The sequence below is a fragment of the Duganella sp. SG902 genome, from assembly GCF_013376005.1.
Classification (GTDB): Bacteria; Pseudomonadota; Gammaproteobacteria; order Burkholderiales; family Burkholderiaceae_D; genus Rugamonas.
This window is the reverse complement of sequence record NZ_JABMJK010000018.1, coordinates 48,360-60,227: the sequence shown is the minus strand read 5'-3', so window position 1 is coordinate 60,227 and position 11,868 is coordinate 48,360. Positions and strand designations below refer to the sequence as shown.

General features: G+C 63.9%; 16 protein-coding genes. 6 read left to right on the top strand and 10 right to left on the bottom strand.

What is annotated here, in order from left to right; genetic code table 11:
• Positions 1-126: 126 nt before the first annotated feature.
• Both FHW83_RS26545 and FHW83_RS26540 read right to left on the bottom strand, forming a co-directional pair.
• On the bottom strand, positions 127-789 hold the full coding sequence (locus FHW83_RS26545; RefSeq protein ID WP_176649369.1) for an ankyrin repeat domain-containing protein: 663 nt from the start codon (positions 787-789) through the stop codon (positions 127-129).
• On the bottom strand, positions 786-1,565 hold the full coding sequence (locus FHW83_RS26540; RefSeq protein WP_176649368.1) for a TatD family hydrolase: 780 nt from the start codon (positions 1,563-1,565) through the stop codon (positions 786-788). Before FHW83_RS26540 ends, FHW83_RS26545 begins: the two co-directional genes overlap by 4 nt.
• A gap of 116 nt (positions 1,566-1,681) precedes the next feature.
• Here FHW83_RS26540 and FHW83_RS26535 point away from each other — a divergent pair, with 116 nt between their 5' ends.
• Together FHW83_RS26535 and FHW83_RS26530 are read left to right on the top strand one after the other, a co-directional pair.
• A complete protein-coding gene (locus FHW83_RS26535) occupies positions 1,682-2,890 on the top strand; it encodes a cation:proton antiporter (protein WP_176649367.1) in 1,209 nt (402 codons plus the stop codon).
• Positions 2,891-2,908: 18 nt separating this feature from the next.
• Positions 2,909-3,442, top strand: coding sequence for a DNA-binding protein (locus FHW83_RS26530; RefSeq protein ID WP_176649366.1), 534 nt, complete (start codon positions 2,909-2,911; stop codon positions 3,440-3,442).
• Here FHW83_RS26530 and FHW83_RS26525 read toward each other — a convergent pair.
• From FHW83_RS26525 to mltG, 5 genes are read right to left on the bottom strand one after another with little or no spacing between them, the layout of a single operon-like run.
• A complete protein-coding gene (locus tag FHW83_RS26525) occupies positions 3,417-3,920 on the bottom strand; it encodes a GNAT family N-acetyltransferase (RefSeq protein WP_176649365.1) in 504 nt (167 codons plus the stop codon). The two genes, FHW83_RS26530 and FHW83_RS26525, sit on opposite strands and share 26 nt — an antisense overlap.
• A gap of 11 nt (positions 3,921-3,931) precedes the next feature.
• On the bottom strand, positions 3,932-4,315 hold the full coding sequence (locus tag FHW83_RS26520) for a PilZ domain-containing protein (protein WP_174821652.1): 384 nt from the start codon (positions 4,313-4,315) through the stop codon (positions 3,932-3,934).
• A gap of 3 nt (positions 4,316-4,318) precedes the next feature.
• On the bottom strand, positions 4,319-5,353 hold the full coding sequence (locus FHW83_RS26515) for a DNA polymerase III subunit delta' (RefSeq protein WP_176649364.1): 1,035 nt from the start codon (positions 5,351-5,353) through the stop codon (positions 4,319-4,321).
• A gap of 16 nt (positions 5,354-5,369) precedes the next feature.
• On the bottom strand, positions 5,370-5,975 hold the full coding sequence (gene tmk, locus FHW83_RS26510; protein WP_176649363.1) for a dTMP kinase: 606 nt from the start codon (positions 5,973-5,975) through the stop codon (positions 5,370-5,372).
• Positions 5,976-5,982: 7 nt separating this feature from the next.
• On the bottom strand, positions 5,983-6,972 hold the full coding sequence (gene mltG, locus FHW83_RS26505) for an endolytic transglycosylase MltG (RefSeq protein ID WP_176649362.1): 990 nt from the start codon (positions 6,970-6,972) through the stop codon (positions 5,983-5,985).
• Positions 6,973-7,076: 104 nt separating this feature from the next.
• Here mltG and FHW83_RS26500 point away from each other — a divergent pair, with 104 nt between their 5' ends.
• From FHW83_RS26500 to FHW83_RS26485, 4 genes are all read left to right on the top strand, one after another.
• Positions 7,077-8,060, top strand: a complete 984-nt coding sequence (locus FHW83_RS26500; RefSeq protein WP_176649361.1) for a folate-binding protein YgfZ — start codon at positions 7,077-7,079, stop codon at positions 8,058-8,060.
• A 1-nt stretch (position 8,061) separates the two neighbouring features.
• On the top strand, positions 8,062-8,349 hold the full coding sequence (locus FHW83_RS26495) for a DUF4936 family protein (protein ID WP_176649360.1): 288 nt from the start codon (positions 8,062-8,064) through the stop codon (positions 8,347-8,349).
• Positions 8,340-9,089, top strand: a complete 750-nt coding sequence (locus tag FHW83_RS26490) for an NRDE family protein (RefSeq protein ID WP_176649359.1) — start codon at positions 8,340-8,342, stop codon at positions 9,087-9,089. The genes FHW83_RS26495 and FHW83_RS26490 overlap by 10 nt, the downstream gene beginning before the upstream one ends.
• Positions 9,090-9,180: 91 nt before the next feature.
• Positions 9,181-9,549, top strand: coding sequence for a flagellar protein FlaG (locus tag FHW83_RS26485; RefSeq protein WP_176649358.1), 369 nt, complete (start codon positions 9,181-9,183; stop codon positions 9,547-9,549).
• A 1-nt stretch (position 9,550) separates the two neighbouring features.
• On the opposite strand, the gene FHW83_RS26480 is transcribed toward FHW83_RS26485, so the two are convergent.
• From FHW83_RS26480 to FHW83_RS26470, 3 genes are read right to left on the bottom strand one after another with little or no spacing between them, the layout of a single operon-like run.
• Entirely contained in the window at positions 9,551-9,964 is a 414-nt protein-coding gene (locus FHW83_RS26480) for a GNAT family N-acetyltransferase (RefSeq protein WP_176649357.1), read from the bottom strand.
• Positions 9,961-10,872 carry an SDR family oxidoreductase gene (locus tag FHW83_RS26475; RefSeq protein ID WP_176649356.1) on the bottom strand — a complete coding sequence of 304 codons (912 nt, stop codon included), beginning with the start codon at positions 10,870-10,872 and terminating at the stop codon, positions 9,961-9,963. Before FHW83_RS26475 ends, FHW83_RS26480 begins: the two co-directional genes overlap by 4 nt.
• Positions 10,869-11,867, bottom strand: coding sequence for an NADP-dependent oxidoreductase (locus FHW83_RS26470; protein ID WP_373997274.1), 999 nt, complete (start codon positions 11,865-11,867; stop codon positions 10,869-10,871). Before FHW83_RS26470 ends, FHW83_RS26475 begins: the two co-directional genes overlap by 4 nt.
• Position 11,868 lies beyond the last annotated feature (1 nt).

The window sequence follows — 11,868 nt, the reverse complement described above, 5'->3', positions numbered from 1 at the left end:
CAACAAACACCCGCCAATTCCCCGTACCCGTCGTTCCGGCGAAGGCCGGAATCCATAGAACGGATGCGCTGCGTTAGCGCTGACGTTCTATGGATTCCGGCCTTCGCCGGAATGACGGATCTTCGTTTAGCGGGGCTTCTTATTCGCCAGGAAGGCGTTGATGGTCTTGGCGATCCACGGCTTGTCCGCCTTGAGGGCGAATTCGGAGGCGGTGAGGTGGAAACCGCCGTCCTTCAGGGTCGCGTCCGCGCCCTCCTTCAGCAACAGCTCAACCACTTCCTCCTGACCTTCACGGGCGGCAATCATCAGCGGCGTCATGCCCGACGGCGACTCGGCGTCGATGTAGGCATGCTTGTCGAGCAGGATGGTGGTTATTTCAACGCTGCCCGCCGCCGCCGCGTAATGTAACGCCGTCCAGCCGGTCTGATTCACCTGCGCGCCGCGCTTGAGCATCTCCATCAGTGCAGTCTTATTCTTGCGGAAGGCCGCCATCATCAGCGCCGTGTTGCCATTCGGCGCCTTGGCTTCCAGGTCGATGCCCGGCTGATCCATCAGCAGGCGGGCCACGTTCAGCGATTCATAGCGCATGGCGACGATCAGGCCGGTCTCGCCGTTCGCGTCGCGCACGTTCGGGTTGACGCCGCGCCGCAGCGCCGCCGCCACGCGGCTGGTCGCGTCCAGCTGGGCTGCGCGGAAGAACTCCACCTCGTCGTCGGTCTCTGCGGCGGCAAAAGCCGGTGCCAGCAAGGCGGCCGCCAGTGCCGCGACCACCACCCGCCGGCGCATCATGCAGCCACCTTGAACAATTCGCGGAAATTGGCAGTGGTCTGCGCCGCCACTTGTTCGACCGGCACGCCTTTCAGCTTGGCGAGATATTCGCCCACGTGGGCCACGAAGCCCGGCTCATTCACCTTGCCGCGATACGGCACCGGCGCCAGGTAGGGCGAATCGGTCTCGATCAGGATGCGTTCCAGCGGCAGCTCCAGCGCCACCGCCTGCAACTCCTTGGCGCTCTTGAAGGTCACGATGCCGGAGAAGGAAATGTAAAAGCCCATCTCGATGGCGGCCCGCGCCACCTCCAGCGACTCGGTGAAGCAGTGCATCACACCGGCCACACCGCCCGCCTCCGTGCCCGCGCCCTCTTCGCGCATGATACGTATCGTATCCTCGCTGGCGTTACGGGTATGGATGATCAGCGGCTTGCGCGTGATGCGCGACGCCTTGATGTGGGTACGGAAGCGCTCGCGCTGCCATTCCAGGTCGCCCTGCAGGCGGAAATAATCCAGCCCGGTCTCGCCGATGGCGATGATTTTCGGGTCATCGGCCAGCTCCACCAGCTGCTCGACCGACGGTTCAGGCGTGTCTTCATAGTCCGGATGCACGCCGACCGAGGCGTAGATGTGCGGATACTGGTGGGCCAGCGCCAGCACCTGCGGGAAATCCGGCAGATCGACCGACACGCACAGCGCATGGGTGACCTTGTTGTGCTCCATCTGGGCCAGGATATCCGGCATGCGCGCAGCCAGCTCGGGGAAATTAATGTGGCAATGGGAATCGATATACATGCCAGGATTGTACCCGATACCACACTTCGCAAGAAAACGCTTTCACATTTGCCAATAGTCGGATAGCATCCCGTTACATTATGTAATTACGTTACAACCAATAATAAAGGGGACCTATGAGTACGACCGAAATCTTCCTGTTGGCGATGCTGCTGATCTTCACCGCGCCGTATCTGGTGTGGCGCCTGGGCAGAACCGAATATTTCGCGCCGCTGGTGGTGGTGCAGATCATCATGGGTATCGTGCTGGGGCCGGGCGTGCTGGGCGCGGCGTTGCCAGACTACTTCAAATTCCTGTTCACTCCGGACGTGGTGAAAACCCTCAACGGCATCGCCCAATGGGGCGTGATGCTGTTCGTCATGCTGGCCGGCGTCGAGCTGGACCTGAAAAAAGTCTGGCAATTCCGCCGCGAAAGCGCCACCACCGCCGGCCTGTCGCTCGGCGTGCCGCTGCTGTTCGGCTGCGCCGCCGCCCTGCTGCTGATGCAATACCAGGGCTGGATCGGCGCCAAGGCCGCCAACTGGCAATTCATGCTGGGCACCGGCATGGCCTGCGCCGTGACCGCGCTGCCGGTGCTGGTGCTGCTGCTGGAAAAACTCGACATCCTGCGCCAGCCCATGGGCCAGCGCATCATGCGCTACGCCAGCCTGGACGACGTCGCCATCTGGGGCGTGCTGGCGCTGATCATGCTGGACTGGGAACGGGTGGGCCGCCAGGCCGGCTTCCTGGTCGCCTTCGCCCTGCTGACCTTCGCCTTCCGCCGCCTGATGGCGCGCCTCAAGGAAAGCGACCGCTGGTACGTGGCGCTGGTGTGGCTGATCGCGTGCGCGTTCGGCGCCGACTGGGCCGGCCTGCACTTCATGGTCGGCGCCTTCCTGGCCGGCGTGGTGATGGACGCCGAATGGTTTGGCCAGGAAAAGCTGGACCAGCTGTTCAAGGCCGTGCTGCTGGTGCTGATGCCCGTGTTCTTCCTGAGCACCGGCCTGCGCACCAAATGGGACCTCGGCGGCTACTCGGTGTTCTTCGTGGCGGGCCTGCTGCTGTTCGCCTCGGTCGGCGGCAAGCTGGCCGGCGCCCACATCGCCGGCAAGATGCTGAAGTGGAAGGACGGCGAGGCCAGCATCATTGGCTGGCTGCTGCAATCCAAGGGCCTGATCGAAATCGTGTTCGCCAACATCCTGCTGGACAAGCAAATCATCACCAGCGAGACCTTCACCGCCCTGCTGCTGATGGCGGCCGGCAGCACCATGTTGACGATTCCTGTCGTGCACCCTAAACTGAACCGTGCACAGAATCGCGGACTGGTGGGCCAAGCCAGCTCCTGAGTTTGAAAGGATGGAAACATGGCGCGCACCGGATTAACCAAGTCACAAGTCAGGGCCACGCGGGATCAGTTACTGGCCGAGGGACGCTATCCCTCCGTTGACGCGGTGCGCCACGCCCTGGGCGACACCGGCTCCAAGTCGACCATCCACAAGCACCTGAAGGAGCTGGCGGAGGAAGACAACGGCGCCGGCGTCAAGCGCGAGGACACGGCGCGCAGCCTGCAAACGCTGGTGGAACAACTGGCCGACAAGCTGCACGACGACGCCGAGCGCCGCTTCAACGCCCTGCTGGAAGAGAAAGAACGGGAACTGGCCGAACTGCGCCGCAAGGTGGAACGGCTGAGCGCCCGCATCGAAGAACTGGAGGTCGACGCCTATGCCGACCTGCCGCACGATAACGGCTTCGGCAATTTCAGCAATCTGTTCGCCAGCTCACGCGGCGGTCCGCGCGACGACACACCATTCAACGTCATCCTGGCGGGCGGCCGCACCATGACGGTCGATTTCGACAGCCCGCAAATCCAGCTTACGCCACGCGTTTTCCAAGGATAATCAGGTCGCGCTCGACGCCGTCCAGATTGGCCACCTTGGGCAGATGCGCCCAGGTCTCGAAACCGAATTTGCCAAACAGGCCGAGGCTCGGCTTGTTGTGGCCGAAAATGAATCCCAATAAGGTGTGCACCTTGATCCGCGGCGCGTAGGCGATCGCCTGCTCGATGCAATAGCTGCCCACGCCCTTGCCGCGCGCCGCCTCGGCGATGTAAATCGAAATCTCGGACGTGCCCGAATAGGCCGGACGGCCATAGAAATTCGAGTACGACATCCACCCCAGAATCTCATCGCCCCCGGCTGGATGAATGATCCACAGCGGACGCTTTTCCGGCGTGTGATCGTGATACCACTGCAGGCGCGACTCGACCGACACCGGTTCGGTATCGGCGGTCACTTCGCGCGAGGCGATGGTGCTGTTGTAGATGGCGACGATGGCGGGCAGGTCTTCAAGCGTGGCGAGGCGATGGCGGAAAGTCATGAGTCGGAACATTACAAAGTGTGAGTGGCGCGCGAGGAGCGCAACGCGGCGCCGAGGATTTCTTCGATGCGCAGGCGGGCGCGCTGGCCGCTCTCGTCGTCCGGGAAGTGCACGCCGATGCCCTGCGCCTTGTTGTTATGCGCGCCGGGCGGCGTGATCCAGGCGACCTTGCCTGCGATGGGGTATTTGTTGGGATCGTCCATCAGCGCGAGGATCAGGTAGATCTCATCGCCCAGCTTGTACGGCTTCTGGGTCGGCACGAACATGCCGCCGTTTTTCAGGAAAGGCATGTAGGCGGCGTACAGCGCCGCCTTCTCCTTGATCGCCAGCGACAGCACCGTCGGCCGTGGAGTCATCGGCACGGTGTTCGGGTCGAGTGGGCTGGCAGCGGACATTCCTTACCTTTCGCAGCAGTTGGCGTACTCCAGCAGCATATCCTCCAGGAACAGCTTGGGCGAAAGCGGATGGTCGGCCGTCGCGCGGCGTTCGTTGGCGCCCTTGATCGCGGCCATCAGGCGGCTCACATGGATCTTGTCCGCCAGGCCGGCCAGCTCTTTCTGGTAGCGAGGATAATAACGGATGTTACCTGCCAGTTTGTAGGAAAACACGTCATAAAGCCAGCGCTGCAGCCACGAAACCGGGCCGGCGAGCGGAACTTTTTGTAACTTGTCAGCCACTTTCAGCGCGCCTTCGACGCTGGGGTGGGCCAGCAGCTGCAGCAGTGTCTCCAGCTCCTCGCGGCTGCCGTTTTCGGCCTGCGCCATGGCGGCCAGCGGCGCGCCGCCCTGCTCGCGCAGCCAGCTGTCGGCATCCGGCACACCCTGCTCCTTGAGCCAGGCCAGCGCCTCGGCGTGGGTCGGCATCAGCATGGCGAACTTGCGGCAGCGCGACAGAATGGTCGGCAGCACCCGGTCCAGGCCATTGGAGGCGACCAGGAATACCGTGCCCGGCGGCGGCTCTTCCAGCGTTTTCAGCAAGGCGTTGGAGGCAGGCATGTTGAGCGCCTCGGCCGGATACAGCACCACCACGCGCAAACCCTGGCGGTGGGTGGAAATGTTCATGAAATCGGCCAGCGAGCGGATTTGCTCGATCTTGATTTCCTTCGATGGGGTCTTGGACTTGGCGGCCTTTTTGGCCTCGCCATCGCCCTCTTCGCCCTCGGCGGCCGGTTCATCCTCCATGGACTCGGGCCGCACGCGGCGGTAGTCCGGATGGTTTTGCTGCGAGAACCAGCCGCAGGAGGCGCACTGGCCGCAGGCGTGGCCGTCCGGCAGCACCGCCTCGCACAGCAGGCCTTGCGCAAAGCGCTCGATGAAATCGGCCTTGCCGATGCCGGCGGCGCCATGGAACAAGATGGCGTGCGGCATGCGCTGGCGCAGCGTTTGCAGCTGCCGCCACGACGATTCTTGCCACGGATAGATGGAATGACTCATTACTCAGTATTGTATTTCAAAAGCAGGCGTCAAGGATGGCGGCGATTTGCAACTGGATCTCGGCAATGCTTTGCGTGGAATCGATCACGCGGAAGCGCTGCGGAAACTGGGCCGCGCGGCGCAGGTACTCGCTGCGGGTGGCGGCGAAGAAGTCGGCTTTTTCCTGCTCAAACTTGTCCAGGTCGCGGGTGGCGTCCAGCCGCGCGCGCGCCACGTCCAGCGGCACGTCGAACAGCAGGGTCAGGTCGGGCTGCAGGTCGGGATGGACCCATTGCTCCAGCGCCTCCAGCTTGGCCAGGCTGGTGCCGCGGCCGCCGCCCTGGTAGGCGAAGGTGGAATCGGTGAAACGGTCCGAGATCACCCAGGCGCCGCGCGCCAGCGCCGGCTTTATCACCTGGGCGATGTGTTCGCGGCGGCTGGCGAACACCAGCAGCGCCTCGGTTTCGAGGTGCATTTTTTCATGCAGCACTATCTCGCGCAGCTTTTCGCCCAGCGGCGTGCCGCCCGGCTCGCGCGAGCTGACCAGCTCGAAGCCGCGCGCCTTGATGTAATCGGAAACGAAGGCGATGTGCGTGGACTTGCCTGCACCGTCGATGCCTTCAAAGGTGATGAATTTACCCATGTTGTTATTATCGTTGATACTGGTTGACTGCCCGATTGTGATCGTTCAGGTTGTCCGAGAACTGGCTGGTGCCATTGCCCCGGGAGACGAAGTACAGCGCGGCCGTCTTGGCCGGCGCCAGCGCCGCCGTCAGCGATTGCACGCCCGGCAAGGCGATCGGCGTCGGCGGCAGGCCGGCGCGCGTGTAGGTGTTGTATGGCGTGTCGGTCTCCAGGTCCTTCTTGCGGATCTTGCCGTCGTATTTGAGGCCCATGCCGTAAATCACGGTCGGATCGGTCTGCAGCAGCATGCCGATCTTCAGGCGGTTCACGAACACGCCGGCGATCATGGCGCGCTCGGATTTCTGACCGGTTTCCTTTTCCACGATGGAGGCCATGGTCAGCGCCTCGTACGGCGTCTTGTATGGCAACGCCGGATCGCGCTTGTCCCACGCCTCGGCCAGGCGGGTCAACATCATCGCGTGCGCCTGCTTGTAGATCTGTAAATCGCTGGCGCCCTTGGCGAACAGATAGGTATCGGGGAAGAACAATCCCTCGGGCTGCTTGTATTCCGACGCGATGGCGGTCATGACCTCGGCGTCGGACAGCGCGATGGTGTCGTGCTTGAGGCCCTTGTGCGCGGCGATGGCGGCACGCATCTGGCGGAAGCTCCAACCCTCGATGATGGTCAGCTGCTCCTGCGCGAACTCGCCGCGCGCCAGCTGGTCGATCAGGCGCAGTGGCGTCGAGCCCGGTTTGAGCTCGTAGGAACCGGCTTTCAGCCGGGCGCTCTTGTTGGTCACGCGTGCCAGCAGGTTGAACAGCAGCGGCTGGATCGGCACGCCGGCCTCGGCGATCTGTTGGCCGGCGGCGTGGGCGCCGCTGCCGGGCGTGATGGTGAATTCAATCGCCTCCGCATCGTCGGGAATGATGGGCTTTTGCGACCAGTACATAAAATACGCGCCGCCAAGAATGGCGAACAAAACACACAGACCAATTATTTTTTTGATAAAAACCATTATTAAGCCGGATGGGTGGATCAAGTCGATCTGACGCGATTTTCGCGACATCACTATAATAAGCCCGTAATGATAATGCCTTCCCAGTCAAAATATTGAAAATTATGTCCGCCCAGAACACCACCCATCTCGCAGCGGGATTTTTCGCCCCGATCACCGACCTCGGACTGATCGCGCTGGACGGCGAAGAATCGGCCAGCTTCCTGCACAATCAGCTGACCAATGACGTTGAGCACCTCGGCCAGAACGAAGCACGCCTGGCGGGCTACTGCTCGCCCAAGGGCCGCCTGCTGGCCTCGTTCCTGATGTGGCGCAACGCCTCCGCCATCTTCCTGCAACTGCCGCGCGATATCCAGGCGCCGGTGCAGAAACGCCTGTCGATGTTCGTGCTGCGCGCCAAGACCAAGCTGAGCGACGCCACCGAACTGCCCGCCAATCAGGTGGTGCTCGGCATCGGCGGCGCGGCCGCCCCGGCCGCCCTGCAAACCTGGTTCGACACCCTGCCCGCCCAACCCTACGCCAAGCTCGACCACGAACTCGGCACGCTGATCCGCGTGGCGGACGCCTTCGGCGCGCCGCGCTACCAGTGGCTGCTGTCGGCGGAAACGGCCGCCACCGTCAAGCCCGCGCTGGCCGTCAAGCTGGCCGAGTGCGACGCGAGCGCATGGCACCTGTCCGAGATCCACGCCGGCGTGCCGCAAATCACCAAGGCGACGCAGGAACAGTTCGTACCACAGATGGTGAACTACGAGCTGCTGGGTGGCGTCAACTTCAAGAAAGGCTGCTACCCCGGTCAGGAAATCGTCGCGCGCAGCCAGTACCTCGGCAAGCTCAAGCGTCGCACCACGCTGGTCAGCATTCCCGATCTGACGGCGGCGGCCGGCATGGAAGTCTTCGCCACCGCCGATCCCGAGCAGCCATGCGGCATGATCGTCAACGCCGCGCCCAACGGCAACGGCGGCGTCGATGCGCTGGTGGAAATGAAACTGGCCGCCATCGAGGCCGGCTCGGTGCGCCTCGGTTCGGCCGAAGGCACGCCGCTGGCCTTCCTCGACATGCCGTACGTGCTGGAACCGCTCGATCTCTAGCATGGACCTCTACATCTATTACAAGGTCAAGGATGCCGACGCGGCGTCCTTGCAGGCGGCGGTCGCCGCCATGCAGGCGACGCTGGCGCGGCGCCATGGCGTCGCGGGTCAACTCAAGCGCCGCCCGGAAGCCAGGGACGGCGTGCAGACGTGGATGGAGGTGTACCAGGCCACGCCCGAAGGATTCGCGGCCGAGCTTGAACACGCGATCCATGAAGCCGGCGTGCTGTCCTGGATCGCCGGCCTGCGCCATACCGAAATCTTCATGGATGTGGTCCCATGTGCCTGATCGTCTTTGCCTGGCAGGTGGTGCCCTCGGTGCCGCTGATCGCCGCGGCCAACCGCGACGAATACTATCAGCGCGCCACCGCCCCGGCCGCCCCGTGGCCTGAGCATCCGCAGATCTACGCCGGCCGCGACCTGCAGGCCGGCGGCAGCTGGATGGGCATCACGCAGCCGCAGCCGGGCGGCGACGGCGGGCCGTCGCGCTTCGCCGCCATCACCAACATCCGCGCGCCGTCCGAGCACAAGGATGACGCGCCGTCGCGCGGCCAGCTGGTCTCCAACTTCCTGGCCGGCAACATGACGCCGCAGGAATACGTCGAGGCCATCCGCCCCACGGCCGACCGGTACAACGGCTTCAACCTGGTGCTGGGCGACCGCGATACCCTGATCTGGTACTCCAACAAAGGCGACAGCGACCCGCGCAATGGCCAGCCGCTGGCGCCGGGCGTCTACGGCCTGTCCAACGCGCTGCTGGACGCGCCTTGGCCAAAAGTCCTGAAGACCAAGGCGCAATTCGCCAGCCTGCTATGCCTGGGCGCGCCGGACGACGCCTTCTTCGAAATGCTGTCCGATACCACCCAGGCCCCCGACCTGCGCCTGCCGGAAACCGGCGTGCCGCTGGATCTGGAGCGCGTGCTGTCCGCCGTCCGTATCGAAAGCCCCAACTACGGCACCCGCACCTCCACCGTGGTCAAGCTGTACGCCAACGCGCCCGCCACGCTGCGGGAAATGTTGATTCATTAATTTTCGGCGTTCCCACTCAACTTTTCTTCAGGCCTGCCGTTATTGCTAGTAACGCAGCAATCCATCTATTACCTGAAGGAAAGTAAGCATCATGGACACGAGCAGCATCAACCGCCTGGACTTGTTACCCGCAGCGCCCGCGCCCGCGCCGGTGTCCGGACGGGCTGCGAGCGCCGATACCCCCCAAGCCGCGGCACCGGTCGTCGCGAGCAAAGATGCGACGCCACCGCGCACGCCCAGCAAAGCGGAGCTCAAGAATTCCGTCGACGCGATTAACCGTTTCCTGGAAGACAACAGCGAGGTGCATTTCAGCATCGACGAGGACAGCGGCCTGTCCGTCGTCAAGGTGATCGATACCGAGACCAAGAAAGTGCTGCGCCAGTTTCCCTCGGAGCAGTCGCTGGAGATCGGCAAGAACCTGGGCAGCCTGAAAGGCATGCTGATCGACAGCGAGGCGTGACTCAAAAGGTGTGCCGCATATTGATGTGCGGTATGCCGGCCTCGTAAAACTCTTCCCCATCGATGCTGAACCCGTGGCGCTGGTAAAACGGCGCCGCGTGCGTTTGCGCGCTCAGCACCACGACCTTGTCGCCGCGCGACCTGGCCTGCGCCATCAGCGCCTGCAACAAGGCGCCACCGACGCCGTTGCCGCGCCCCAGCTTGCGCACCGCCATGCGGCCGATATGACCGTCCGGCAGCAGGCGGCCGGTGCCGACCGGCACGCCGGCCTCGTCGTAGGCCACCGCGTGCAGGCACACGGCGTCCATGTGGTCCATCTCCAGTTCGGGCGGAACGTTCTGCTCCTGCACGAACACTTCAAAACGGATCAGCTTGGCGTCGGCGTTGAGCGTATTCCAGTCGCCCAGTTTGATCATCGTGGTGCTCCCTTGATTTTCGCGCGCAAGCCTTCGCGCAATTGGGGCGCGGCGGCGTAGGGATCGGCCGGGTTGATGCCGGCCACGATGTGCTCCATGCGCTCGCGCACGCCGGCCAGCGCGTCCGGATGCGAGTAAATATAGAACTGGCCATCGGCGATGGCCTTGAAGGTGGTTTCCGCCACCGCTTCCGCCGACACTTTACCAGACGTCACCGCCTTGTCGGTCATGGCCTGCGCCGCCAACTGGCTGGCGGTCGGGCGATCGGTCATGCGCACGTCGTCCGGGCGGTTGCGGTGCGACTGGCTGATGCCGGTCGGTACAAAATACGGGCACAGCACCGAGGCGCCGATCGGCGCGCCGACCAGTTGCAAGTCCTGGTACAGGGTTTCCGTCAGCGCCACCACGGCGTGCTTGGAGACGTTGTACACCCCCATGGCCGGGGCCGTCAGCAACCCGGCCATCGAGGCCGTGTTGACGATGTGGCCTTCAAACGCCGGATCCTTTTCAGCGGCGGCCAGCATCAGCCGGGTGAAGATGCGCACGCCGTGGATCACGCCCCAGACATTCACGCCCATCACCCATTCCCAGTCTGCCTCGGTGTTTTCCCAGATCAGGCCGCCCGAACCGACACCGGCGTTGTTGAACACCAGGTGCACGGCGCCGAACTCGGCCACGGCGGCGTCGGCCAGGGCCTGCACCTGCTCGCCCTTGCGCACGTCGCACAGGCGGCCGATGACGCTGGCGCCTTGCGCCCGCAGCTCGTCCACGGCCCGTTCCAGCGCATCGCCCTGAACATCGGCCAGCACCAGCTTCATGCCCTCGCGCGCCGCCACATTGGCGAACTGACGACCCAAACCACTTGCGCCGCCAGTGATGACGGCGACCTTGTCCCGGAATGTTTTCATATGAGCTTCACCAGTTGTTTGCCAAAGTTATGCCCCTGCAGCAGGCCGATAAACGCTTGCGGCGCGGCGGCCAGGCCTTCGGCCACCGTCTCGCGGTACTTGATCTGCTTGTTCGCAACCAGCACCGCCAATTCCTGCAAGCCCTGCTGCCAAAACTCCATATGCTCGGTGATGATGAAACCGCGCACGGTCAGGCGGTTGATCAGGAGCACGCGTGAATTCTTGATCGGCATGTCGGCGCCGTTATAACCGGCGATCAACCCGCACAGCGCGATGCGGGCGAACGCGTTGGTGCGCGCCAGCGACGCGTCGAGGCAGGCGCCGCCGACGTTTTCAAAGATGGCGTCCACACCGTCCGGCGTGGCGGCGGCCAGGTCGGCCTCCAGATTGCCGGCCTTGTAATCGACGCAGGCGTCGAAGCCCAGTTCCTTGACCACGTACTCACACTTCTCCGGCCCGCCGGCGATGCCGACCACGCGGCAGCCGCGCAGGCGCGCCAGTTGGCCCACCACACCGCCAACCGCGCCGCTGGCGGCCGAGACCACCACGGTTTCGCCGGCCGCCGCTTCCATGATCTGATTAAAGCCATACCAGGCGGCCATGCCCGGCATGCCGACCACGCCCAAGTAGGCCGACAGCGGAATGCGCGTGGTATCCAGCTTGCGCAGCAACAAGCCATCGGACACGCCCATCTCGGCCCAGCCCAGCATGCCGTTGACGTAATCGCCGACCTGGTAAAACGCATTGCGCGAGGCCACCACCTGGCCCACCGTGCCGCCGATCATGGTGTCATCCACGGCCTGCGAGGCGGCGTAGCTGGCCGCCTTGCTCATGCGGCCGCGCATATAGGGATCGAGCGACAGGTAGTGGTTGCGGACCAGGACTTCGCCATCGGCCAGCTGCGGCACCGGCACGGTTTCGAGACGGAAGTTCTCCGGCACGACCGCACCGCGCGGCCGCGCCGCCAGCACGATGCGCTGATAAGACTCGGGAATG